The sequence below is a fragment of the Ralstonia flaminis genome (assembly GCF_958415495.1).
GTDB classification, from domain to species: domain Bacteria; phylum Pseudomonadota; class Gammaproteobacteria; order Burkholderiales; family Burkholderiaceae; genus Ralstonia; species Ralstonia flaminis.
The window spans coordinates 271,604-296,659 of record NZ_CATZLL010000004.1; the positions used below are offsets into that span (position 1 = coordinate 271,604).

At 63.2% G+C, this 25,056-nt stretch carries 22 protein-coding genes; 2 read left to right on the forward strand and 20 right to left on the reverse strand.

Annotation, left to right across the window (positions count from 1 at the left end; all coding sequences use genetic code 11):
- Positions 1-67 precede the first annotated feature (67 nt).
- The 3 genes from R2N11_RS08150 to R2N11_RS08160 all read right to left on the reverse strand — a co-directional run bounded on the left by R2N11_RS08150 (position 68) and on the right by R2N11_RS08160 (position 4,056).
- A complete protein-coding gene (locus R2N11_RS08150; protein ID WP_316680821.1) occupies positions 68-1,876 on the reverse strand; it encodes a pseudouridine synthase in 1,809 nt (602 codons plus the stop codon).
- Positions 1,877-1,965: 89 nt separating this feature from the next.
- On the reverse strand, positions 1,966-2,817 hold the full coding sequence (gene scpB / locus R2N11_RS08155) for an SMC-Scp complex subunit ScpB (RefSeq protein ID WP_316680767.1): 852 nt from the start codon (positions 2,815-2,817) through the stop codon (positions 1,966-1,968).
- 495 nt (positions 2,818-3,312) lie between these two features.
- The gene (locus R2N11_RS08160; RefSeq protein WP_316680768.1) at positions 3,313-4,056 is read right to left on the reverse strand and encodes a sulfite exporter TauE/SafE family protein; all 744 of its coding nucleotides are present in this window, start codon (positions 4,054-4,056) and stop codon (positions 3,313-3,315) included.
- Between the two features lie 178 nt (positions 4,057-4,234).
- Here R2N11_RS08160 and fnr point away from each other — a divergent pair, with 178 nt between their 5' ends.
- Complete coding sequence (fnr, locus tag R2N11_RS08165) at positions 4,235-4,963, forward strand: fumarate/nitrate reduction transcriptional regulator Fnr (RefSeq protein ID WP_080981278.1); 729 nt, start codon at positions 4,235-4,237, stop codon at positions 4,961-4,963.
- A 24-nt stretch (positions 4,964-4,987) separates the two neighbouring features.
- Here fnr and R2N11_RS08170 read toward each other — a convergent pair whose 3' ends face one another.
- The 9 genes from R2N11_RS08170 to R2N11_RS08210 form a co-directional block, all read right to left on the reverse strand.
- Entirely contained in the window at positions 4,988-5,242 is a 255-nt protein-coding gene (locus R2N11_RS08170; RefSeq protein WP_169340260.1) for a hypothetical protein, read from the reverse strand.
- A complete protein-coding gene (locus R2N11_RS08175; protein ID WP_199030937.1) occupies positions 5,239-5,466 on the reverse strand; it encodes a FixH family protein in 228 nt (75 codons plus the stop codon). The genes R2N11_RS08170 and R2N11_RS08175 overlap by 4 nt, the downstream gene beginning before the upstream one ends.
- A 26-nt stretch (positions 5,467-5,492) precedes the next feature.
- Positions 5,493-6,956: a cytochrome c oxidase accessory protein CcoG gene (gene ccoG / locus R2N11_RS08180; protein WP_199030938.1), complete on the reverse strand. Its 1,464-nt coding sequence runs from the start codon at positions 6,954-6,956 to the stop codon at positions 5,493-5,495.
- Complete coding sequence (gene ccoP / locus R2N11_RS08185) at positions 6,953-7,876, reverse strand: cytochrome-c oxidase, cbb3-type subunit III (protein ID WP_199030939.1); 924 nt, start codon at positions 7,874-7,876, stop codon at positions 6,953-6,955. Before ccoP ends, ccoG begins: the two co-directional genes overlap by 4 nt.
- Before the next feature lie 12 nt (positions 7,877-7,888).
- On the reverse strand, positions 7,889-8,071 hold the full coding sequence (locus tag R2N11_RS08190) for a cbb3-type cytochrome oxidase subunit 3 (RefSeq protein WP_199030940.1): 183 nt from the start codon (positions 8,069-8,071) through the stop codon (positions 7,889-7,891).
- Positions 8,072-8,074: 3 nt separating this feature from the next.
- On the reverse strand, positions 8,075-8,758 hold the full coding sequence (gene ccoO / locus R2N11_RS08195) for a cytochrome-c oxidase, cbb3-type subunit II (protein ID WP_199030941.1): 684 nt from the start codon (positions 8,756-8,758) through the stop codon (positions 8,075-8,077).
- Between the two features lie 10 nt (positions 8,759-8,768).
- Entirely contained in the window at positions 8,769-10,226 is a 1,458-nt protein-coding gene (gene ccoN, locus R2N11_RS08200) for a cytochrome-c oxidase, cbb3-type subunit I (protein ID WP_316680769.1), read from the reverse strand.
- 104 nt (positions 10,227-10,330) lie between these two features.
- A complete protein-coding gene (gene ccoS / locus R2N11_RS08205) occupies positions 10,331-10,501 on the reverse strand; it encodes a cbb3-type cytochrome oxidase assembly protein CcoS (RefSeq protein ID WP_199033338.1) in 171 nt (56 codons plus the stop codon).
- A gap of 8 nt (positions 10,502-10,509) precedes the next feature.
- A complete protein-coding gene (locus R2N11_RS08210; protein ID WP_316680770.1) occupies positions 10,510-13,062 on the reverse strand; it encodes a heavy metal translocating P-type ATPase in 2,553 nt (850 codons plus the stop codon).
- 176 nt (positions 13,063-13,238) lie between these two features.
- On the opposite strand from R2N11_RS08210, the gene R2N11_RS08215 reads away from it, so the two are divergent.
- The gene (locus R2N11_RS08215; RefSeq protein WP_199033184.1) at positions 13,239-14,081 is read left to right on the forward strand and encodes a 2-phosphosulfolactate phosphatase; all 843 of its coding nucleotides are present in this window, start codon (positions 13,239-13,241) and stop codon (positions 14,079-14,081) included.
- Positions 14,082-14,109: 28 nt separating this feature from the next.
- Here the strand turns inward: R2N11_RS08215 and zapE are convergent, their stop codons facing one another.
- The 8 genes from zapE to ugpA form a co-directional block, all read right to left on the reverse strand.
- On the reverse strand, positions 14,110-15,207 hold the full coding sequence (gene zapE / locus R2N11_RS08220; protein WP_316680771.1) for a cell division protein ZapE: 1,098 nt from the start codon (positions 15,205-15,207) through the stop codon (positions 14,110-14,112).
- 91 nt (positions 15,208-15,298) lie between these two features.
- Positions 15,299-16,735: a dihydrolipoyl dehydrogenase gene (gene lpdA, locus R2N11_RS08225; RefSeq protein WP_199032430.1), complete on the reverse strand. Its 1,437-nt coding sequence runs from the start codon at positions 16,733-16,735 to the stop codon at positions 15,299-15,301.
- 67 nt (positions 16,736-16,802) lie between these two features.
- Positions 16,803-18,056 carry a 2-oxoglutarate dehydrogenase complex dihydrolipoyllysine-residue succinyltransferase gene (gene odhB / locus R2N11_RS08230; protein ID WP_199032431.1) on the reverse strand — a complete coding sequence of 418 codons (1,254 nt, stop codon included), beginning with the start codon at positions 18,054-18,056 and terminating at the stop codon, positions 16,803-16,805.
- A 149-nt stretch (positions 18,057-18,205) separates the two neighbouring features.
- The gene (locus R2N11_RS08235; protein ID WP_199032432.1) at positions 18,206-21,070 is read right to left on the reverse strand and encodes a 2-oxoglutarate dehydrogenase E1 component; all 2,865 of its coding nucleotides are present in this window, start codon (positions 21,068-21,070) and stop codon (positions 18,206-18,208) included.
- A 285-nt stretch (positions 21,071-21,355) separates the two neighbouring features.
- Positions 21,356-22,114, reverse strand: coding sequence for a glycerophosphodiester phosphodiesterase (ugpQ, locus tag R2N11_RS08240; protein ID WP_316680772.1), 759 nt, complete (start codon positions 22,112-22,114; stop codon positions 21,356-21,358).
- Positions 22,111-23,208 carry a sn-glycerol-3-phosphate import ATP-binding protein UgpC gene (locus R2N11_RS08245; protein ID WP_199032434.1) on the reverse strand — a complete coding sequence of 366 codons (1,098 nt, stop codon included), beginning with the start codon at positions 23,206-23,208 and terminating at the stop codon, positions 22,111-22,113. Before R2N11_RS08245 ends, ugpQ begins: the two co-directional genes overlap by 4 nt.
- 29 nt (positions 23,209-23,237) lie before the next feature.
- Complete coding sequence (gene ugpE, locus R2N11_RS08250; protein ID WP_021194232.1) at positions 23,238-24,086, reverse strand: sn-glycerol-3-phosphate ABC transporter permease UgpE; 849 nt, start codon at positions 24,084-24,086, stop codon at positions 23,238-23,240.
- Positions 24,087-24,103: 17 nt separating this feature from the next.
- Complete coding sequence (gene ugpA / locus R2N11_RS08255) at positions 24,104-24,985, reverse strand: sn-glycerol-3-phosphate ABC transporter permease UgpA (RefSeq protein ID WP_199032436.1); 882 nt, start codon at positions 24,983-24,985, stop codon at positions 24,104-24,106.
- Positions 24,986-25,056: the final 71 nt, after the last annotated feature.

The following is a 25,056-nucleotide window of genomic DNA, read 5'->3' on the forward strand; positions in this document are numbered from 1 at the left end:
AAAAATTGCCCTGGACGCACCACAAAATCTGGCGCTGCGGCGGATACCGCACACAGCGCCACCAGACTCAACGCTTGCCGCCGCGATTACCACCGCCGCTGCGCGCCTTGCTTCCAGCCTTGTTGCCGCTCGGCACGCCACCACCCTTGCCCGGGCGCTTGTTGCCTGGCGCGCGGTTACCGTCACGCATCCCGCCACCTGCCCCCGCACCTACACCTGCACCGCCACGACCGTCCGGCCGGCCACCCATCCGGGTGCGCGCCGTCAACGTGGTCGGGCCGCCAACATTGATGTAGCCCATGGAGGTCTGCATCGGGTCCGGCTGACGTGGACTGGACTGGCGACGCGGCGCCGGCGTTGCACGATTGCCGTTCTCGACCCCCATGCCACGCGATTGGAAATTCGCCTCACCAGTAAAGCCTGAGGACATCGGCCCCATCAGCACCGGCACCTCGCGACGGCGGTTGCCCTGGCGATTATTCTGCTGGCCACCCGAGCTGGCCGCCGGCACCTTCATACCCAACGTGCCCATCAGCGTACGCACGTCTTCTGCCGACACCTCCTGCCAGCGTCCGCGCTTCAGGCCGCGCGGCAACACAAAGCTGCCATAACGCGTGCGGATCAGGCGCGACACGGTCAGGTTGACCGCCTCGAACATGCGACGCACTTCGCGGTTGCGACCCTCTGTCAGGGCGACGTGGTACCAGTGGTTGACCCCCTCGCCACCACCGTCGGCGCAGCGCAGGAAGTTGGCCTCACCGTCTTGTAACTGGATACCGTGGAGCAGCTTCTGGCGATCGGTTTCCGCAAGTTCGCCCAGCGTACGCACCGCATACTCACGCTCGACGCCATAACGCGGGTGCATGAAGCGGTTGGCGATGTCACCAGACGTCGTGAAGATCAGCAGGCCTTCGGTGTTGAAGTCTAGGCGGCCGACGGCGACCCACTTGCCGGTCTTCATGCGCGGTAGCGCATCAAACACGGTCGGACGGCCGTCCGGATCGGATTGGCTCACGATTTCGCCGGCCGGCTTGTGGTACAGCAGCACGCGCGGCGGCTTGTTGGGCAGCTTGCGCTGAATCAGCTTGCCGTTCACGCGCACCTGGTCGGTGGCAAGAATGCGCTGACCGATGTGCGCCGGCAGGCCGTTCACAGAGACACGGCCCTGCAGGATCAGGTCCTCCATGTCGCGGCGCGAGCCCAGGCCGGCATCCGCCAGGATCTTGTGCAGCTTGGGGGCGTCGTCCTCGGCGGTCAGTTCCCGCACCTTGCTCGGCTGTGATGCGCCACCAGCATCGGCTTCCGAGTCGTACGCCCCGGAAATCACATATTGGAAGACGTCGTCAGAACCTTTGCCGCCCTTGCCACCTTGCTTGCCTCGCCCCTGGTCACCTGTCTTGCCGTGTTGCGGCTTACCGTTACGGCTTTGACCCTTACCGCGGCCAGGATTGGCGCTCTTGCGGTCGGCATTTTCGGTGCGCTCGCCCGCCGGCTGGCCTTCGCCCTGGCGGCGACGGTTTTTGCCGAATCGGCCACGCGGACCACGTCGCTCGCCACGTTCGCCCTGGCCCTCCGCCGGAGCGACTTCGACTGCTGCCGCGGCTTCCATCACCACCGGTGCATCGCTGCCCGGGGTTTCCTTCGGCTTACGGGCGCGCGGGGCGCGGCTTTTGCGTGGTTGGGCAGGTTGGCCAGCATCGGCAGCCACCTCGCTCGCAGGCGCATCGCCCTCTGGGCGACCATCCTGTTGCTGGCGGCGCGACGCGACCAGGTTGCGCAAGCCCCTGCGCAGCCCTTTGCGGCGCGGCGCGGATGACTCAGCGCCATCGCCTGCGCCCTCTTGACGGGGTGCCGAAGCGTCGGCATCAGCCGGCATACGTGTATCCATGGAATCTGGCAGGGTGCTCACAACGTCTTTCAATTCAAGTGGTTCAGACCATGCGCCGACTGGGCGGCAAACATGGCTTACGAGTGTTCGTTCGCGGAAGCCGCTGACGGCTCAGCCACGGTCTTGTTTGGATCTCCCGATTCCGTTTCAACGGTTTCGGTTTCAGCTTCGGGTGCGCTCGACCCGCTCACCTGGACCTCGGCGGTGGCCTCGATCTCAGCGCGCACAACAGGCGCATCCGCTTTCGCCGCTTCGGCTACTAGCGGTTCAGTTCCGTCGGCAGAAGGCGCCTCAGTACGCTCGCCCTCCACACCCGCCGGTGCATCGTTGACCAGCGCAGTCAATTCCTGCACCGCGATCGCCCCGCCCTCAAACTCGATTGCGCCCTGCTCCAGCAGGCTTGCCTGCGCCTGGGCACGGGCATCTTCGAGCGGCGGCAGTTCATCCAGCGAGCGCAACCCGAGGTCGTCCAGAAACTGCTTGGTAGTGGCATACAGCGCCGGGCGGCCCGGCACATCGCGATGACCAATCACCTCGATCCAGCCCCGATCCTCAATCTGCTTGATCACCTGCGTGTTGACCGTAACGCCACGAATATCTTCAATGTCGCCGCGCGTGACCGGCTGGCGATACGCGATGATCGCCAGCGTTTCCATCACCGCACGCGAGTACTTGGGCGGCTTTTCCGGATGCAGGCGATCTAGATATACGCGCATCTCAGGGCGGCTCTGCAGGCGCCAGCCCGACGCCAACGCAACCAGTTCGACACCGCGGTTAAGCCAATCCTGGCGCAACTCTTCAAGCAGCACGCGGATGGTATCCGCAGAAACATCTTCGTCGAACAGCTTGCGCAAGTCATTGACTCGCAACGGGTCCTGCGCGCAGATCAGCGCGGTCTCGAGGACGATTTTCGCCTCTTGGGTATTCATTCGGTTGAGCGGCTCGTCATTACTCGCGTCCGGCGGGTCGCCGTCACGCTTGAGGTTTGTCGTCCCACCGCGACGCACGCGGTATGTCTGAATGCTGCTGCCCGCCCGGGCCCGGCGCGCAAGAACCGCACGGACTTGCGGCTTTGCACCGAAACGCAGTGGCTATGCCCGCAAAAAGGGCCGGAGGAGCGAGTTGATCCGGTGCCGGTCAGGCACCACAAGGGCAATTTCTTCCGCCGCCATGGGGACGGATACTGCACCGGACGGCTGCCAACGAAGACTGACACCCAGCCCGAATCGACTGTCCAGGGCGGCATTTCTGCGGCTTTTGCGCTGGATGGCGTCGCTTGGCGCCGCGCTTGGGATTGTTTATCTGCGCGGTGGGCGAGTCGAATTGTGTTTGATTGTAGGGCAATTTCCTGCGGTGCCGCAACCGGGAAGATGTCCTAGTGCTCCGCCCAGGGCCAAATGGCGATCTGCGGGTGATTCAAACAGCTACAGCACTAGGCAAAAACCATGTGCGTTGAGCATCTCCGGCAGCCATGCGGCGCATACGAGCCCCCACATGCCAAAGGCGGCAATGGCGGCGCCCGCCGCGCCACGCGCCCACTTCTGGCGAGACAGCCCCCGCAACCAGCCTGCCACCCCGGACATCATCAGCAGATTCGGCAACGTGCCCAGACCAAACGCCAGCATCACAACCGCCCCAGATGCCGCGTTGCCCGCCAACAACGCAACCGCCAGTGCCCCGTAAACCATGCCGCACGGTACCAGCCCCCATGCCAAACCCGTGACATAGCGCCGCACCAATGGCGGGCTGTGATGCAGGCTTCCACCCAGTTGTGCCCCCATTTTCGACAGCACGCCGGCAAGGTGGCCAAGCACACGTTCCACCCAAGGATTGCGCCATGTATCACCCGTGGTGCGCACAACCAGAAGTAGGCCGTAAGCGAGCAGCAAAGCGCTGGCGAATGCGAACAATCCGCGTTGAATCGGCAGCCACTGCTGGCGCCAAACCGTGGCACCGAGCGCCCCCATGATGGCCCCCAACGCCGCGTACATACTGATGCGCCCAGCGTGCATGACCACTTGCTCGAACGCCAGCCGGCGACGCGAAACGATCCGCACCGGCACCTGCCCGCGCTCAGCGGCCAACGCGATGCCGCTGCACATCGCCAGGCAATGGACACCACCGAGCAATGCGATCAGAAAAACGCTCACGAGCGCGGCAACATTCATCTTTTTGACGCTCTTTTGATATGGGCCAAAGTTATTGATTTGCTGACAGGAATTCCGTGCATTTCGCGCAATTCACGTTATCGGAACAATCCGATATCAGCATGGTCGCCGTTATAATAGGCCGCGGTTGCATCACAAGAATTTCTCATTTCACTTACTCGAAATTCACTCGCCCCCTGTGCTCACACGAATCGCACTCACCGACCAAGCTTCACGTTGTTCCACTTGCGTACTCGGCCAGATCTGTCTGCCAGTGGGCATGAATTCGGAAGACGTGCGCAAGATGGATGAGTTGGTTGCCGAGCGCATCCGCATCAAAAAAGGCCAGACGCTCTACGCCCTCGGTGAACCGCTCGAAGCCGTGTACGGCATCCGCTTCGGCACGCTCAAGACGCATCTCACGCTGGAAGACGGTCGCCACCAAATCACCGGCTTCCACCTGCCCGGCGAGATCGTCGGGCTCGATGGCATTGGCGACATGTGCCACGTGTCGGATGCCACCGCGCTGGAAGACACCGAAGTCTGCGTGGTGCGTTACGACCAACTGCAGCAGCTCTCGCGCCGGCTGCCCTCTCTGCAGCACCAGTTCTTGCGCATCATGAGCAAGGAGATCTCGCAGGATCACCAGATGCTGCTGACGCTCGGCTCGATGCGCGCCGAAGAACGCCTTGCTGCTTTCCTGCTGAACCTGTCCAAGCGCTCAGCCCAGCGTGGTTATTCGTCAACCGAGTTCGTGCTGCGCATGAGCCGCGAAGAACTGGGCAGCTATCTGGGCCTGAAGCTCGAAACCGTAAGCCGCCTGTTCTCACGCTTTGCTGAGGCCGGTCTCATCCAGATCCGCCAGCGCCACGTCAAGCTGATCGACATGGCTGGCCTGCGCCAAGTGATGAGCGGCCAAGCCAACTAGGCCGCCCCCTTGCAGGACATCCGCTCACACGAGCGGATGCTCATGCGCCTCCAGCTTGCCGATGCCCGGCGACACATACAGTGTGAGCGCACTGGACAATCCGCACAGCAACCAGAACACGAAGAACGACACCGTGTAAACCGCCTCGGCCGACACGGCGATCTGCTCTCCGAAGAAGCGCAGATCCGCCGGGTCAACCACCGCAAACACGACCAGCTCGGCCAGCGCCGCAGATAGAAACGCGGGCCAGAGAATCCACATCAGCAGGCGGCGTTTCATCGGACCTCCCCGTGGGCGGCATGGGCCGGCACGGAGACGGGCTTCTCGACGACCAGGCCGCGCCGTACGACGTTGTCATGAATGACGGGATCCGGATGCGACACGGCCAACCAGATGGTGACGCCGCACCCGATCATGGCGACGAAGGGGCCGGCCATCAGCAGCCACGGCCAAGGCTCGCGCCACCATGGCCGGGCCGGAGCGGAAGATTGCATTGCCTGCATCTGTGTCTCCTGTTCTAAAAACCGCGTCAGCGCGGCACGATGAAACTCGATGGCTCACGCAGCACAAGGCTGTCGCTGCCGCTGTCTGCCTGGATCACAAAACGGATCTTGTGCGAGCCGGCAGTCAGGTCATCCGCCGGACGACGCACGCGGATCGGCAAAAGGCGGTTGGCTGCAGGTGCCAGTTCAAGCGTGGTCGATTCACCGCGGCCACCCTGCACCTCCAGCTGTGGCAGTCCTTCAGCCGTGATGGTCACGCGCACGGGTTGCTCCGAGGCATTCATCAACTGCAGTCGATAGACGTTCTCGATCTTGCCGCCGTCCACCTCACGCGCCAGCGCACCACGATCGCGAATCACGTCCACCTTGAGCGGCTGGCGCATCGTCAGCGCAACGATGAAGCCCGTGATGAGCACCAGCATGATGCCGGCATAGATCAGCACACGCGGGCGTAGCAGATGGCGCCGTGCCTCCTTCGGGGTGAGCCGGTCGTGCATCGCACGCTCGGACGTGTAGCGGATCAGGCCCTGCGGGTAACGCATCTTGTCCATCACCTGATCGCATGCATCAATGCAGGCGCCGCAGCCAATGCACTCGTACTGCAGGCCCTGGCGAATGTCGATGCCGGTCGGGCACACCTGCACGCAAATGCTGCAGTCCACGCACGAACCGAGCCCTTGCGCCGCGAAGTCTGCGCTGCGCGAACGGCTACCGCGCGGCTCGCCGCGTTGCGTGTCGTAGGTGACGACGTAGGTATCGGGGTCGACCATCACGCTCTGGAAGCGGGCGTACGGGCACATGTAGAGGCACACCTGCTCACGCAGGAAACCGGCGTTGCCCCAGGTGGCGAACGCGTAGAACAACATCCAGAAGGTTTGCCACGGCCCGAGCGACAGCGTCCAAGTCTCCATGCCGAGATGGCGGATTGGCGTGAAGAAGCCGACGAAGGTGAAGCCCGTCCACAACGCGATCACCACCCAGGCCGAATGCTTGGCCAACTTGAGGCGCAGCTTGCGCAGGCTCCAGCGCTCACCGTCGAGGCGGATGCGAGCGAAGCGGTCGCCTTCGATATGCCGCTCGATCCACATGAAAATTTCCGTGTAGACCGTTTGCGGGCAGGCGTAGCCACAGAAGAGCCGCCCCGCCACCGCCGTGAACAGGAACAGCCCCAACGCCGACAGCACCAGCAGCACCGTCAGGTAGATCACGTCCTGCGGCCACAGCACCAGCCCGAACAGGTAGAACTTGCGCGCCCCCAGGTCGAACAACACCGCCTGGCGCCCGTTCCACTCAAACCACGGCAAACCGTAGAAGATGGCTTGCGTGGCCAGCACCATCCACACGCGCCAGCGTGCGAACGCCCCCGTCACGGAGCGCGGATAGATCTTGCGCCGGACTTCGTAGAGCGCCTGCTCGGTAGGCGTGTCGTCCGAGCCTGCCGTTGCAACGGCAGGTGTCATGGGGCGCCAGCCGGGTTCGTGTTCGCTCATTGCTGGGCGCTCGTGTTGTTGTTCGACAGCCCCCACACATAGGCCGCCAGCATGCGGATCTTCTCCGGAGACAGCAGGTTCTCGTGTGCCGGCATCGTGTTGTCGCGACCCTTGAGAATGGTCTCGACAATCGTTGCCTCGGAGCTGCCGTACAACCAGACGCGATCGGTCAGGTTGGGGGCGCCAAGCGCCTGATTGCCCTTGCCGGTGGCCATGTGGCACGCGGCGCAGACCGACTTGAAGGTCGACTCGCCACGTGACGCCTTGATCGGGTCATAGGTTAGGCCCGACAGTGAGCGCACGTAGTTGGCCACGTTGGCGGCCTGGTTGGCATCCACCACCGCTGCCAACGACGGCATGACGCCATGGCGGCCCTTGGTGATGGTGGTGAGGATCGTCTCCGGATCACCGCCATACAGCCAGTCGTTGTCGGTCAGGTTCGGGAAGCCCTTGGAGCCGCCCGCATCCGAGCCGTGGCATTGCGCGCAGTTGTTCAGGAACAAGCGCTGGCCGATTTCGTGTGCTTGCGGGTCGGTGGCGATCTGCTTGATGTCCATACCGGCGTAGCGCTCGTAGAGCGGGCGCACCTTGGCATCAGCTGCAGCACGCTGCGAGGCCAGCTCGCCGCGCGTGGAGAAACCCAGCACACCACCATATGCACCCAGCCCCGGATACAGGACGAGGTATGACAAGGCGAAGATGCACGACAGCAAGAACATCCACATCCACCAGCGCGGCAACGGATTGTTCAGCTCGCGCAGGTCACCGTCCCACACGTGGCCGGTGTCGTCGCCGGCTTGCTGCCCGGGCGCGATCGTGATCTTGCGTTGCGAGAACAGCAGCCAAATGCACCAGGCGATACCCACCAGGGCAATCGCCGAGATGTAGTACCCCCAGAACTCGGAAATGAAGTCGCTCATGATCTTGTGTCCTTATTGATGTGGGCGCGACGCGTCTGCGCGTGCGCCGGCGACCTCGGCTTCATCGGGCAGCAGAAACGGCAGCATGGCCGATTCCGCGTTGGCGGCAGCGCGATGCGCCGAGAACGCCCACCAGCTGATCCCCACGAACAGCACCAGGAAGACCGCAGTGGCAATTGCACTCAGCATGGCCATGGCTCACTCCTTGGTAGCGACGGTGGCGGGCGACGCGGCAGGTGCCGCAGCCACATCGCGCACATTACGCAGCTCTACGCCCAGGCCCTGCAGAAAGGCCACCACGGCGTCTTCTTCGGTCTTGCCGGCAAGCTGCTCACGCGCGCCGGCAATCTGTGCATCCGTATAGGGCACGCCAAGCTGGCGCAGCACGTGCATCTTCTTTTCGATGTCGCTGCTGTCGAGCGGCGTCTTGGCAAGCCATGCGTAGGCCGGCATGTTCGATTCCGGCACCACCTCACGCGGATCGCGCAGGTGGATGCGGTGCCAGTCATCCGAATAGCGCTGACCCACGCGCGCCAGGTCCGGCCCCGTACGCTTGGAACCCCACAGGAACGGGTGATCGAACACCGATTCGCCAGCCAGCGAGTAATGGCCATAGCGCTCGGTTTCGGCACGCAGCGTACGCACTTGCTGCGAGTGACAGCCGACGCAGCCTTCGCGGATATAAATGTCGCGCCCGGCCAGCCGCAGCGGCGAATACGGCGCGATGCCCTTGACCGGCTCGGTGGTGGAGTGCTGGAAGAACAGCGGCACGATCTGCACCAGCCCGGCGATGCTGACGACGACCAGCGTCATCACGATCAGCAAGCCGATGTTCTTTTCCAGCGTCTCGTGCGAGAAGAAGCTCTTTTGTTGGTTGCTCATGTTCGTCTCCTCACTGTGCCGCGACCAGCGGGGCCTGGGCCGGTTGAGGGATCGGCGCATCCACCGCCTTGCTGCCCTGGATGGTCTTGAACACGTTGAATGCCATCAGCAGCATCCCGCTCAGGAAGCACAGGCCACCCAGCAGGCGGATGATGTAGAACGGGTACGTCGCCTTCACTGCTTCGACAAAGCTATAGGTGAGCGTGCCGTCAGCCTCGGTGGCACGCCACATCAGGCCCTGCATGACGCCGGCGACCCACATGGCGGCGATATAGAGCACCACGCCGATGGTGGCGATCCAGAAGTGCACCTCGATCAGCCGCGTGCTGTACATCTTCTGCTGCCCGAACAGGCGCGGGATCATGTAGTACATCGAGCCGATGGTGATCATGGCCACCCAACCCAGCGCGCCGGAGTGCACGTGGCCGATGGTCCAGTCGGTGTAGTGCGACAGCGCGTTGACGGTCTTGATGGACATCATCGAGCCCTCGAACGTCGCCATGCCGTAGAACGACAGCGCCACCACCAGGAACTTCAGGATCGGATCGGTGCGCAGTTTGTGCCACGCGCCCGACAGGGTCATGATCCCGTTGATCATGCCGCCCCACGACGGCGCCAGCAGAATGAGCGAGAACACCATACCCAGCGACTGCGCCCAGTCCGGCAGTGCGGTGTATTGCAGATGGTGCGGGCCCGCCCACATGTAGGTGAAGTTCAGCGCCCAGAAGTGAACGATCGACAGACGGTACGAATAGATCGGACGCTCCGCTTGCTTGGGCACGAAGTAGTACATCATCCCCAGGAAGCTGGTGGTCAGGAAGAAGCCCACGGCGTTATGGCCGTACCACCACTGCACCATCGCATCCTGCACACCTGCATAGGCCGAGTACGACTTCCACATCGTCACCGGCAATTCAGCGTTGTTGACGATGTGCAGCAGCGCAATGGTGACGATGTAAGCGCCGAAGAACCAGTTGGCCACGTAGATGTGGCGGGTCTTGCGCTTGATGATGGTGCCGAAAAACACGACGGCGTAGACCACCCACACCAGCGTGATGAGGATGTCGATCGGCCACTCCAGCTCGGCGTATTCCTTCGAGCTGGTGTAGCCCAGCGGCAGCGTAATGACCGCCGCCACGATCACCGCCTGCCAGCCCCAGAACGTAAAGGCCGCCAGCGCGTCGGAGAACAAGCGCACCTGGCAGGTACGCTGCACGATGTAGTACGACGTGGCGAACAGCGCGCTACCGCCAAACGCAAAGATAACCGCGTTGGTATGCAACGGACGCAACCGGCCATACGTCAGCCAGGGCACCCCAAAATTCAGTTGCGGCCAGATCAACTGGGCCGCGATCAGCGCACCGACCGCCATACCAACGATGCCCCAGACGATCGTCATGATCGAGAACTGGCGGACAACGCGGTAGTTGAAGGTCTGGGTGTGCTGCAACGCGCTGGACGATTCCATGCTTGCTCCCCGAGTGTGTTGGTTTGATGCGGTCATGTTAAGAATCGAGCGACCTTTGGGTCTTGACGTGCATCAAGGCACCCCGGCCAATGTGGTTAAGCTGCTCAGTCGCGCGGCCTTGTGTTGCGCACAGGCGTATCCGGGTCCAGCAAAATCGACTCAGCAGGTGTCTTCAGATCGTCGTACTGGCCCGAGCCGACGGCCCACCACAACACACCGACAATCGCTACCACCAGCATCAGCGACAGCGGAATCAGCAGGAACAGCGTTTCCATGCGGCCTCCTAGGCCACGTGCCGCGGGGCACGCGATAGACGCCACGCGTTGAGCGCGACCAGCAACGACGACACCGACATGCCGATGCCCGCCGCCAAAGGCGACAGCCACCCCAGCGTGGCGAGCGGGATGCTGATCGCGTTGTAAGCAAAGGCCCAACCGAGGTTCTGGCGCACCACACGCAACGTGCGGCGGCCGATGTATACGGCCTCGCTGATGGCGGACAGGCGAGGCTCGGTGAGGATTGCGTCGGCGCCTGCCTGTGCAAGCGGCGCACCGGTGCCAATAGCGATCGAGACCTGCGCCTGCGCAAGCAAGGGCGCATCGTTGATGCCATCGCCGACGGCCAGTACACGTGCCCTGCGCGCCTGCAGCTGCTGCACATAGGTGCGCTTGTCCTCGGGGCTGGCGCCGCCGACTGCGTGATCGATCCCCAATCGGTTGGCCCACCAGCGCACCGTCTCCGGCGCGTCACCGGACACCAGGTGCAAACACAAGCCTTGCTCGCGCAAAGCCCCCAGGCAGGCAGGCGCATCGGCGCGCGGGGTATCCGCCAGGGTGAAGCGCGCGAGGGGTTGTCCGTCGCGGCCAAGCCAGACCACGGTACATGCCGCGTCGGGCGGCACTTCTTCCATCGGCGCTTCGTAGCCGTAGCGGATGGCCTTGACTGATTGATTCGCGTACTGCGTCGCGGCGAACAGCTGTGTGCCCAAGCGCAGCGACTGTTCACCAACCACCGCATGCACCCCATGCCCCGGCACGTTGGTGGCGCACTCCACAGCGGGCAATGTCAATGCATCGGGCGCGGCAGCACGCAGCGACTGCGCGATCGGATGGTTCTCCGATTGCTCCATCGCACAGGCCATCGCGAGGCAGGATTCGGCATCGACATCGCCAAAGGTTTCGATGCTCAGCAAGCGCAGACGCCCTTCGGTGAGCGTGCCGGTCTTGTCGAGCAGCACGTCGGTCACCGCAGCCAGACTTTCGATGGCGTGACCGCGCGTGACCAGCACGCCGCGCCTTGCCAACGCGCCGCTGGCCGCTGCCAGTGCGGACGGTGTGGCAAGTGACAGCGCACATGGGCAGCTCACCACCAGCACCGCGACCGTGACGGCAAACATACGGGTGGGATCGATCCACCACCACGCAATCGCCGTCAGCACCGCCCAACCAAGCAGCACCGCCACAAAGCGGCCGGCAACGTGATCGGCCAGTTCAGCCATGCGAGGCTTGTCGGTCAGCGCACGATCCAGCAGTTCGACGATGGCCGCCAGACGCGTCTGCGTGCCCACACGGCTCACGCGCACACGGATGGCGCTGGCCACGTTATAGCTGCCGGCAAGCACGGCCGAGCCGATATCGCGCTGGCGCGGCACACTCTCACCGGAGAGCAGCGATTCATCGATCTCGGTGGTGCCGCGCTCGATCACGCCGTCAGCGGGGAGCACCTCGCCTGCACGCACTTCCACACAATCGCCCACACACAGCGTGGCAACGGGAATGGTTTGCAACGTGCCGGACGCCGCATCCATACGGCGACACGTGGCAGGCAATTGGCGCACCAGGGCCTCTGCGCCGGATGCGGCACGCTGCCGCGCGCGCAGTTCCAGATACCGCGCCGCCAACAGAAACGCGACGAACATCGTCACAGAATCGAAATACGTCTCGCCATGGCCGCGCACCGTGGCGAACACACTCGCGACGAACGCTGCGCCAATGCCCAGCGCCACCGGCACATCCATGCCGACATGTGCGTGCCGTACCTGACGCCACGCGCTGCGGAAGATCGGAGCAGCAGAGATCAGTACCACCGGCACGGTCAGCAACAGGCTCGCCCACTGCATCAGGCGGGTCTGGTCGACGGGGATGTCGCTACCGTGCAAGTACACCGGCCACGCGTACATCATCACCTGCATCATCCCGAGCATGGCAATACCGAGCCGGATCAGCAGGCTGCGGCGCTCGCGCGCCTCTGCCGTACGGCGGGCCGAAGGCTGATCGGGCCAGGCCTCGTAGCCCACGTCAGCAATGGCTGCAAACACAGCTGACAGGCGCACGGCACCCGGCTCGCAGACGAGGCGAGCGCGCTCGGTAGCGTAGTTGACGGTGGTTTCGCGGATGCCGACAACGCGCGAAAGCGCGCGCTCGATCAGCCAGACGCATGCGGCACAGCGCATGCCGGTGATCGCCAGCGAGACCTCCTCTGCACCATCCGCACGGGCGCGCACAAAGCGCTCGCGCATGACGGGTAGATCGTATGTCGCCCACACAGCTTCGGCCTCAGCGCGCTTATCGCCGTCCAGCGGGCGGGCAAAGGCAATCGGGCCATCATAGATATGGCCCATGCCGGAGGCGTGCAGCGTCTGCGCAATCGCCTGGCAACCGGCACAGCAAAACGTTTGGGATTGGTCGGCGATGTTGCCGTGCAGCGCGTTCGCTGCATCAAGCGACGAACCGCAGTGGTAGCAGGTGGTTTGTGACGACGCTGCCTCACTTGCCTGATGTGGCGAAGCCGCGCCGCGGGCAGCGGCGGAAAGCGTTGGGGCGTAGGTCGTCGTCATTATGTGGCCATGCTAGCCACACGCCGCCAACCGCCCATTGATGTGCGTCAAGAGCCGTCACCGTGGCTGAACACGCGGCTAAGCGCCGTGCAAGGCACACGTGGTCGCACTGCCCTGTCGCAAAATATTCCGCGTCCTATAGTGTTAGCTGGACCAGGCAAACAGGAGGGCGTCCCGTGGCAACCGAATTCAGCCTGTACAACATTCACTGCGAGTGGGGCGAGCACGGTGCCTCCACGCTGGCACCACATTGCGACGCGGTCATCGTGGTCGACGTGCTGTCGTTCTGCACCTGTGTGGACATTGCGGTCGGGCGCGGCGCGCGCATCTACCCGTATCCGTGGCGCGACAGCAGTGCGGAAGTCTTTGCCCGCCGTGCCGGCGCCATGCTGGCGTGCACCAATCGCAGTCAGCCTGGCTACTCGCTGTCGCCGGCCTCGTTGAAGGAACTGCCGGTGGGCAGCAGCCTGGTCCTGCCCTCACCCAACGGCGCAACGCTGGCCCTGGCGACCGGTTCAACGCCTACGTTTGCCGGTTGCCTGCGCAACGCGCGTGCCGTGGCGGAGGCAGCATCGCGACTCGGCCGCCGCGTGGCCGTGGTGGCGTCGGGCAAGCGCTGGGCCGACGGAAGTTTACGCCCGGCCCTGGAGGATTGGCTGGCCGCCGGCGCCATCGTGCATCACCTGTCGGAGACGGTCGCGGGCTTTCTGCCGCAAGCGCTATCGCCCGAAGCCCTCGCTGCACGGGCGATCTATCGGGAGGCCTCCCAGACCGGGATGATGAAAGCGTGGCTGCTGGATTCGGTGTCGGGCCGCGAACTGTGCGAACGCGGCTTTGCTGAGGACGTGGCCATCGCCTCGCAAACGGACGTGAGCAACATCGCCCCGATGCTGGTGGAAGGCGCGTTCCGCAACGTCAATCGTAAGAACGAGAGCTTGGCGCAGGATTTCCTGGGGGCAGTAAACCTGCGCCCATCACACGCGCCATCTTCGCATCGCAATCCGCCGCCTTCGCATTGAGCACGCCTGCACGGCGGGCGGCAATCGGTCAGGTCAACGACGTATCCACCTCGCGGCGAGGCGCCTCGAGGTATTCGCGCGACTGCATCTCGACGATGCGCGACACCGTGCGCTGGAACTCGTTGGCCATCTGGCCTTCGGTATAGAGTTCGTCCGCCGATACCTCGGCCGACATCAGCAGCTTGACCTTGTGGTCGTAGAACACGTCGATCAGCCAGGTGAAGCGGCGCGCTTCGGATGCCATGCGCGGTGTCATCTTTGGCACATCAGCCAGGATCACGGTATGAAAGCGCGAGGCGATTTCCAGGTAATCGTTCTGCGAGCGCGGACCGCCGCACAGCGTAGCGAAATCGAACCACACCACGCCACCGGCCTTGCGCGCAGCGCGAATTTCACGGTGCTCGATTCGCAGTATCGGCGATTCATCCGGCACTTCCGCCACGGCAGCAAATGCATCGCGCAACGCCGAGTTGGCCTTGGCGCCCAGCGGGGTGTAGTACGCCTGCACCTGCTCCATTGCTCGCTTGCGATAGTCGACACCGGCATCCACGTTGAGGATGTCGAGTTTCTCTTGCAGCAGCGCGATGGCGGGCAGCACACGGTCGCGGTGCAGGCCGTCCGGATACAACAGGTCCGGCCGGTAGTTGGACGTCATCACGAACTGCACGCCATTGGCGAAGAGCTGATCAAGCAGGCGGTGCAGAATCATCGCGTCAGCAACGTCGCTGACGTGGAATTCATCAAAGCAGATCAAGCGGTAGCGCTTGGCGATGCGGCGCGCCAGTTCATCGAGCGGGTCGGCGCGGCCGCGCAGTTCTTCCAGCTGGCGATGCACCTCACGCATGAACTCGTGAAAGTGCAGACGCGTCTTACGCACCAGCGGCACACAGCTATAGAAGGCATCCATCAGGAACGACTTGCCGCGCCCCACCCCGCCCCACATGTACACGCCGCGTGGCAGGTCAGGACGCACGAGCATCTTGCGCAAGGTGCTCGAGCGGCGGGCCTTGTAGGCCACCCATTCGTCGTAGCATTGCTGCAGGCGATCGACTGCCCGCTGCTGCGCCTCGTCGGGCCGATAGCCGCGCGCCTTCAGTTCCTGTAGGTAGGTTTCCTGGACGTTCATCTGCGTGAGGCCGGCTGTTTGACGGCCCAAATGGACCGATGCCCGGCATCTTTTGGATGACCGGGCATCGTGCTTGCCTTGCGGCCAGCGATTACATGTTGAGCTGACGCTTGTCGACGGCCAGCGCAGCTTCGCGCATCACTTCCGACATCGACGGGTGCGGGTGGCAGATGCGGCCGATGTCTTCAGCCGCAGCCTTGAACTCCATCGCGACCACGGCTTCGGCAACCAGGTCCGAAGCGTTGGCAGCCACGATGTGCACGCCGAGGATCTCGTCGGTTTTTGCATCGGCGATGACCTTGACGAAGCCTTCCGGCGTGCCCATGCCCAGCGCACGGCCGTTGGCCAGGAACGGGAACTGGCCAGCCTTGATCTCGCGGCCTTCGGCCTTGAGCTGCTGTTCCGTCTTGCCGACCCATGCGATTTCCGGGAAGGTGTAGATCACCCACGGAATGCAGTTGTAGTCGATGTGCGGCTTCTGGCCGACGATGCGCTCGGCCACGGCCACGCCTTCGTCTTCTGCCTTGTGCGCCAGCATCGGGCCACGCACCACGTCGCCGATCGCCCACAGGTTCGGCAGTTTGGTTGCGCAGTGGTCATCCACCTCGATGAAGCCACGTTGGTCCGTCGCCAGACCGATGGCTTCCAGGCCCAGACCGTCGGTGTTCGGCACACGGCCGATCGAGACGATCAGCTTGTCGCACTCCAGCACTTGCGCTGCACCAGCAGCGTCGGTGTAGTTGACCTTCACGCCCTTGGCCGACGATTCGATCTCGCCAACCTTCACGCCGACGTTGATCTTCAGACCCTGCTTGGTCAGCAGCTTGTTGGCTTCCTTCGCAACGGATTCGTCCGCCGCACCGAGGAAGCTCGGCAGCGCTTCAAGAATCGTCACTTCCGAACCCAGGCGGCGCCACACCGAGCCCAGCTCCAGGCCGATCACGCCAGCGCCGATCACGCCCAGCTTCTTCGGCACTTCACCAAACTTCAGTGCGCCTTCGTTGTCGGCAATGGTCACGTTGTCGACCGGCACGTTCGGCAGATGGCGCGCCTTCGAGCCTGTGGCGATGATCACGTGCTTGGCGGTCACAACCTCTGCGCCGGCCTTGCCGTTGATCTCGACTTGATAGCCGGCGTCGGTCTTGCCGACGAACTTGCCGCGGCCCTTGAGCAGCGTCACCTTGTTCTTGCGGAACAGGAACTCGATGCCCTTGGTCATCTTGCCGACGATGTCGTCCTTGCGCTTGAGCATCTTGGCAACGTCGACCTTCGCACCTTCCACCGTGATGCCGTGGTCGGCCAGGTGGTGGTTCACGTTCTCAAACTCTTCCGACGAGGCCAGCAGTGCCTTCGAGGGAATGCAGCCGACGTTCAGGCAGGTGCCGCCCAGACGCGGTTCGCCCTTCGGATCGTCGTAGGCGTTGTCTTCGCAGCACGCCACGTTCAGGCCCAGCTGGCCGGCACGGATGGCGGCGATGTAGCCACCAGGGCCGGCGCCGATCACCAGCACGTCAAATTCTTTGCTCATGGAGAAATCCTCGATTCGGACGCCGCCGCACAGCGTAGGCGGCGTCTCATGTCATCAACGCAGTCGATTACAGGTCCAGCAGCAGGCGAGCCGGATCTTCCAGCGCTTCCTTCATCGCCACCAGACCCAGAACGGCTTCGCGGCCGTCGATGATGCGGTGGTCGTAGGACATGGCCAGGTAGTTCATCGGGCGAACCACGACTTGGCCGTTTTCCACCACGGCGCGATCCTTGGTGGCGTGTACGCCCAGGATGGCCGATTGCGGCGGGTTGATGATCGGGGTCGACAGCATCGAGCCAAACGTACCGCCGTTCGAGATCGAGAACGTGCCGCCGGTCAGGTCGTCCAGCGTCAGCTTGCCGTCCTTGGCCTTCTGGCCGAACTCAGCAATCTTCTTCTCGATGTCGGCCAGGCTCATCTGGTCGGCGTTGCGCAGGATGGGCACCACCAGGCCACGCGGCGAGCCGACAGCGATACCGATGTCGAAGTAGCCGTGGTAGACGATGTCGTTGCCGTCAACCGAGGCGTTGATGACCGGGTACTTCTTCAGCGCGTGGACAGCCGCCTTCACGAAGAACGACATGAAGCCCAGCTTCACGCCGTGGGTCTTCTCGAACTGGTCCTTGAACTTGGCGCGCAAGTCCATCACCGGCTTCATGTTGACTTCGTTGAAGGTGGTGAGGATGGCGTTGGTCGATTGCGACTGCACCAGGCGCTCGGCGATACGGGCACGCAGGCGGCTCATCGGCACGCGCTCTTCCGGACGGTCGCCCAGGGCGGCGAAGTCCACCGGCGCAGCCACTTGCTGCAGCGCCGGACGTGCGGCTTGCGGAGCAGCGGCAGTCGCGGGCTTGGCGCCACCAGCCACGGCACCCAGCACGTCGCCCTTGGTGATGCGGCCATCGCGGCCCGTGCCGGCCACTTGGCCAGCCGACAAGTTGTTCTCGGCCATCAGCTTGGCAGCCGACGGCATCGCCACGCCACCGGTGGCGGCAGCAGCCGGAGCGGCGGCAACCGGTGCCGGAGCGGCAGCAGCAGGAGCCGGTGCAGCGGCGGCCGGGGCAGCAGCGCCAGCCTTGCCTTCGGTGTCGATCTTCGCCAGCAGCTGTTCCGACGTAACGGTCGCGCCGTCAGCCACGAGCACTTCAGCCAGCACGCCAGCCGACGGAGCCGGCACTTCCAGCACGACCTTGTCGGTCTCGATTTCGACCAGGACTTCGTCCACGGCCACGGCTTCACCTGGCTTCTTCTTCCAGGAGATCAGCGTGCCCTCTTCGACGGACTCGGAAAACTGCGGGACCTTGACATCAACAATAGCCATTTTTGTGGTTCCTTGGATTCATGTGCGCGCTGCCCCTGCAACCCCTGTTTGGCGGGGCGGGCCAGCGCTTCAATTCGTTTGCGTTGGATTCGGGAGATGAAGATGCGCCAAGGCGGTAGCCATTGCCACCGCCCTGGAGCTGCTCTCGCTTACTTGGTCAGCACGAAGCCCTTGAGCTTGGAGAACGCCGCATCGATCAGCGCCTTCTGCTGCTCGTTGTGCTTGGCGTAGTAGCCAACCGCCGGCGATGCCGAGGCCGGACGGCCTGCGTAACCCAGCTTCTGGCCTTCAGCCATGTTCTCCATGATGTAGTGCTGCACGAAGAACCAGGCACCCTGGTTCTGCGGCTCGTCCTGGCACCACACCACTTCGGCGAGGTTCGGGTACTTCTTCAGCTCGGCCGCAAACGCCTTGTGCGGGAACGGATAGAGCTGCTCCACACGGATGATGGCAGTGTCGGTCTGGCCGCGTTCCTTGCGTGCGTTGACCAGGTCGTAGTAGACCTTGCCCGAGCAGGCCACGACGCGCTTGACCTTGGCGTCGTTCAGATCTTCTGCCGTATCAGCAATCACCGTCTCGAAGTGGCCCTTGGCCAGATCGGTCAGCGGCGACACAGCATCCTTGCTGCGCAGCAGCGACTTCGGCGTCAGGATGATCAGCGGCTTGCGGAACATGCGGATCATCTGGCGACGCAGCAGATGGAAGATCTGCGCCGGCGTGGTCGGCTGCACCACTTGCATGTTGTGGTCTGCGCAGAGCTGCAGGTAACGCTCAAGGCGTGCCGAGCTGTGCTCCGGACCCTGGCCTTCGTAGCCGTGCGGCAGCATCAGCGTCAGACCCGAGGCGCGACCCCACTTCACTTCGCCCGACGAGATGAACTGGTCGATCACGACCTGTGCACCGTTGGCAAAGTCACCGAACTGGGCTTCCCAGATCACCAGCGTGTTCGGCTCGGCCGACGAGTAACCGTACTCAAAGCCCATCACGGCTTCTTCCGACAGCACCGAGTCGATCACGGTGAACGGAGCCTGGCTTTCCGACACGTTCTGCAGCGGGATGTAGCTGCCGGCGTCCCAACGCTCGCGGTTCTGGTCGTGCAGCACGGCATGGCGGTGCGTGAACGTACCGCGGCCGGCATCCTGGCCGGTGATACGCACCGGGTAACCCGACGCCACCAGCGAGGCGAATGCCAGGTGCTCACCCATGCCCCAGTCCAGCGACACCTCGCCCTTGCCCATCTTGGCGCGGTTGTTGACGACGTTCTCAACCAGCGGATGCAGCTTGAAGTGATCGGGAATGGCGGTGATGCGCTCGGCCAGACGCTTGAGCTCAGCCATCGGCACAGCCGTATCCGCCGAATCCGTCCACTTGCGGTTCAGGAACGGCAGCCAATCCACGGCGAACTTGTTCTTGAAGTTCGACAGCACCGGATCAACCGTGTGCTTGCCCGCGTCCATGGCAGCACGGAATTCCTGCACCAGGCCATCCGGCTCTTCGGCCTTCAGCGTGTTCTGCGTGACCAGCTTGTCTGCGTACAGCTTGCGCGTGCCGGGGTGCGTGCCGATCTTCTTGTACATCAGCGGCTGCGTCATCGCCGGCGTGTCTTGCTCGTTGTGGCCGAGCTTGCGGAAGCAGATGATGTCGACCGCGATGTCCTTCTGGAACTCAGTGCGGAAGTCCACGGCCAGTTGCATGGCCAGAACAACGGCTTCCGGATCGTCGCCGTTCACGTGCAGCACCGGCGCTTCGATCATCTTGACCACGTCGGTACAGTACAGCGTCGAGCGCGAATCGCGCGGGTCCGACGTCGTGAAACCGATCTGGTTGTTGATGACGATGTGGATCGTGCCACCCGTGCCGTAACCACGCGTCTGCGCGAGGTTCAGCGTTTCCATCACGACGCCCTGGCCGGCGAAGGCTGCATCACCGTGCACTTGCACGGCCAGCACTTGCGCGCCGTGCTTGTCGCCGCGACGCTCTTGGCGCGCCTTGACCGAGCCTTCCACGACCGGGTTGACGATTTCCAGGTGCGACGGGTTGAACGCCAGCGACAGGTGAACCGGGCCGCCCGGGGTGGTAACGTCGCTCGAGAAGCCCTTGTGGTACTTCACGTCGCCGGCCGGCAGGTCGTCCACGTGCTTGCCCTCGAATTCGGCAAACAGGTCCGCCGGCATCTTGCCCAGCGTGTTGACCAGCACGTTCAGACGGCCGCGGTGGGCCATGCCGATCACGATTTCCTGCACGCCCTTCTCGCCGGCGCGCTGGATCATTTCGTCCATGGCCGCGATGAAGCTTTCGCCGCCTTCCAGCGAGAAGCGCTTCTGACCGACGTACTTGGTATGGAGGAAGCGCTCGAGGCCTTCAGCGGCCGTCAGGCGTTCCAGGATGTGCTTCTTCTTTTCTGCCGAGAAGGTCGGCTTGGAGCGGATGGTCTCCAGACGCTCTTGCCACCAGCGCTTCTGTGCCTGGTCGCTGATGTACATGAACTCGGCGCCGATCGAGCCGCAGTACGTTTCGCGCAGGTTGTTGACCAACTCGCGCAAGCTCATCGATTCCTTGCCGAAATACGTGTTGCTGGCGTTGAAAACGATGTCCTGGTCGGCTTCGGTGAAACCGTAGAAAGCCGGGTCCAGATCCGGCACCGGCGGGCGCTCCTGACGCTTGAGCGGGTCAAGATCGGCCCAACGCAAGCCCACGTTGCGGTACGCGGCCACCAGTTGCGTCGCAGCCACGCGCTTGCGACCCATATCGGAATCGGCAGACGCGACGATCGTCCTGATCGGGCCAGCTTTGGCGCGCTCAGCGAACGAGGTGACGATGGGGGCGTGGGGGATATCCCGGGCGTTGGAACCGTCGACGGCGGGGACGTTCTGCAGCGCATCGAAGTACGCGCGCAGTGCCTCGCTAACGGACGTGGGATCTTGAAGGTACGCTTCGTACTGATCTTCAACGTAGGCGGCATTGCCGCCGGACAGGTACGAAGTGTCCAGATACTGCTTATACAGCTCAGTCATGGGGCGCTCACTTTTCTCCGGGTCTGCCGGAGTTCAGCGGGTTCATCAACCTTCCGCGACACGGCTTGACCGGTTAGCGGATCGCAAACTAAATCGCCTGAAATCACCTGATCGGACCGGATCGCGCATGGCAAGAAGGAGGTACCGAGACAGCTTTTACAGACAAGTTGTGCGGGAAGGACCTAAGTCTTCACGGGCGGGAAGCATAGCACGTTTATAAGCAATATTCTGATTCTTTGACGTGACAATGGAGCGTTGCTTTGCTACGTCAAAGAATCGCTTCCATCACATTCCAGTAGGCGAAATCTGGTCGACCCAATCGGTGATCAAACCATCCAGGCCTGCGCCCCACAACAGCTGGGCCCGGTCAACGTCGTTGACGGTATAGCAGCACACGCGGAAGCCGGCGGCATGTGCCTCGGCAATGATTTCGGGCGTGAGTTCTCGGTGGTTGGCATCGAGCGCCACGCAATCCAGTGCGCGCAGGCGGTCAAGCCAATCGCCGGGCAATGTGTCGAGCAACAATGCACGCGGCAATTCCGGAGCCGCATCGCGCGCCGCAGCCAGTGCCTCTTCCGAGAACGACGACAGCAGCGGCGGCACCTCGGTATCGGCCCACAGCGCGCGGGCATCCAGCGCTACCGCTGCCCCCGTGCGCCACTCCGCGCCCGGCACCGGCTTGATCTCGATGTTGGCGAAAAATTTGTTGGCGCGCAGGTAGCGTGCGATGGCGGCCAGCGTCGGCACAGGCTCGCCGGCGTAGGCTGGGCTGTGCCAGCTGCCGGCATCCAGTTGCGCGATCTGGCTCAGCGTTAGCGCGTCGAGGCGGCCGTGACCGTTCGTGGTGCGATTGAGCGTGGCATCGTGCAGCAGCACGGCCACGCCATCGCCAGAGAGCTTCACGTCGAACTCGAACATGCGATAGCCGAACGAGGCGCCGTGGCGAAATGCGGCCAGCGTGTTCTCCGGCGCCAGCTTGCCCGCGCCCCGGTGCGCGATGGCGCGCGGATACGGCCAGGCTGGCAGGGACCGAGCGTCGCTCATGCCAGGGCCTCGATACGGCGGGTGGTTTGCGGATCGAACCAGTGCAGATGCTCGGCCGAGGTGGTGATGGGCAACTGGTCACCAGCCTTGACGCCGGCATGCGGCTCCAGGCGAACCACGATCGGATGCCCCGCCAGCGAGCCATAGGCAAACGCATCCGCACCCAGGGCTTCGACCACGCGAACATTAACGAAGGCGATGGCCTGGTCAGCCGAACACGGCTCGATGTGCTCGGGGCGCAACCCCATCAGAGCACGTTCAGGCAGGTGCAAGCCCATCGGCAGATGGCCGAGCGTTGCAGCAACATCCCCCTCCTTCGCGCCGTCCACCCGGATCTGCGCGCCCTCGCCCGATTGACGCGACACGGGCACGAGATTCATCGGCGGCGAGCCGATGAAGCCGGCAACGAACGTGCTGGCCGGGCGCGAGTACACCTCGAGCGGCGTGCCGATCTGCTCAACCCGGCCGCCGTTGAGCACCATCATGCGATCGGCCAGCGTCATGGCTTCGACCTGATCGTGCGTCACATACAGGCTGGTGGTGCGCAGGCGGCGATGCAGGTCTTTCAACTCCAGGCGCATCTGCACGCGCAGCTTGGCGTCGAGGTTGGAGAGCGGCTCGTCGAACAGGAACACAGCAGGCTCGCGCACGATCGCACGCCCCATCGCCACGCGCTGGCGCTGGCCGCCCGAGAGCTGGCGGGGCTTGCGGTCGAGCAGCTTGCCGAGTTCGAGAATGCCCGCAGCCTGTTGCACGCGCGCCTGGATCTCGGTCTTGGGCAGACCGCGAATCTTCAGGCCATACGCCATGTTGTCGAACACGCTCATGTGCGGATACAGCGCGTAGTTCTGGAACACCATCGCGATATCGCGCTCGGCAGGTTCCAGTTCGTTGACGACGCGCTCACCAATCCACACCTCGCCGCCAGTGATGGGCTCTAGGCCCGCAACCATGCGCAGCAGCGTGGATTTGCCGCAGCCCGAGGGCCCGACGATGACGATGAATTCCCCATCGCCGATTTCCATGTCGATGCCGTGCACGACCTGAAGGTTGGCGTAGTGCTTCTGAACGTTGCGTAGTGACAGTTTTGCCATCTTGAGTCTTCTATTCTTTTGCTTCTCGCTTACTTCTCGGTTTCCACCAGGCCCTTCACGAACCACCGCTGCATGCCGATCACGATTGCCGCGGGCGGCAGCATGGCCAGCATCACGACGGCCATCAGCAGGTTCCAGTCGGTGGCGGAATCGCCGGAGCGGGAGATCATCTGGGTCACGCCCAGCACGATGGGGGTCATGCTCTTCTCGGTCGTGATCAGCAACGGCCAGAGGTACTGGTTCCAGCCGTAGATGAACTGAATCACGAACAGGGCTGCGATGCTGGTGCGCGAAAGCGGCAGTACCACATCCCAGAAGAACTTGAGGGGGCCCGCGCCATCAATGCGCGCAGCCTCGGCCAATTCATCGGGAATCGTCAGGAAGAACTGCCGGAACAAGAACGTGGCCGTGGCCGACGCAATGATCGGAATCGTCATCCCGGCGTAGCTGTTCAGCATGCCGAGGTCTGACACCACCTTATAGGTGGGCAGGATGCGCACTTCCACCGGCAGCATCAGCGTGACGAAGATCAGCCAGAAGAACGTCTTACGCAGCGGGAATTTGAAATAGACGATCGCAAAGGCCGAGATGATGGAGATCGCGATCTTGCCCAGCGAGATGCCCAGCGCCATGATCAGGCTGTTCATCAACATGGTGCCGACGGGCGTGGCCGAGTTGCCCATGCCCTGCGTGAGCACCGTGCGATAGTTTTCTATCAAGTGCGGACCGGGAATCAGCGTCATCGGCGCCTGCAGCACATCTTCGGCCGTCAACGACGACGCGACGAAGACCACATACACCGGAAACGCCACGATGATCACGCCCAGAATCAGCACGACGTGGGTGAGGAAGTCCAGGAATGGACGGCGTTCAATCATGGTTCTTTGCCCTCCTTTTAGTATTGGACTTTGCGTTCAACGTAGCGGAACTGCACGATCGTCAGCACGATCACCAGGCCCATGAGGATGACCGACTGCGCTGCCGAACCACCAATGTCGAGCCCGCGCACGCCGTCCTGGTACACCTTGAACACCAGCGTCTCGGTCGCCTTGAACGGCCCGCCCTGCGTGACCGAATCGATGATGGCGAAGGTGTCGAAGAACGCGTACACCACGTTCACCACCATCAGAAAGAAAGTGGTAGGCGACAGCAGCGGAAAGATGATCGACCAGAAACGCTTCCACGGCCCGGCGCCATCGATGGCCGCCGCTTCGATCAGCGATTTGGGAATGCTCTGCAAACCCGCCAGGAAGAACAGAAAGTTGTAGCTGATCTGCTTCCACGCCGCGATGACGACGACCAGAAACAGCGCCTGCTCACCGTTGAGCACGTAGTTCCACTCCACACCCATCTTGTGGATCAGGAATGAAACGATGCCCAGCGTCGGGTTGAACAGGAAGCTCCATAGAACGCCTGCCACGGCCGGTGCAATGGCATACGGCCAGATCAGCAGCGTCTTGTAAAACGTGGCGCCGCGCAGCGCTCGGTCAGCAAAGTACGCCAGCGCCAGCGACGTGCCCAAGCCCACGAAAGTCACGCCAATGGCGAACAGCGCGGTGGTCTTGAACGATCCGAGATAGGTCGGATCGGCAAAGAGATCGTGGAAGTTCTCGAGCCCAACAAACTCGAGGTTGATGCCAAAGGCATCCTGGCGCAGCAACGACTGATACAGCGCTTGGCCTGCTGGCCAGAAAAAGAACACCAGGGTAATGACAATCTGCGGGGCGACCAGCACATACGGTAGCCAGCGCGATCGAAAGACAACGCGTTTTTCCATGCGACGTTCCAAAAACGCACCGCCGGCCGGTGCAGGTGCACGAGGCCGGCGGTTGAGACTAGCGCAATGCT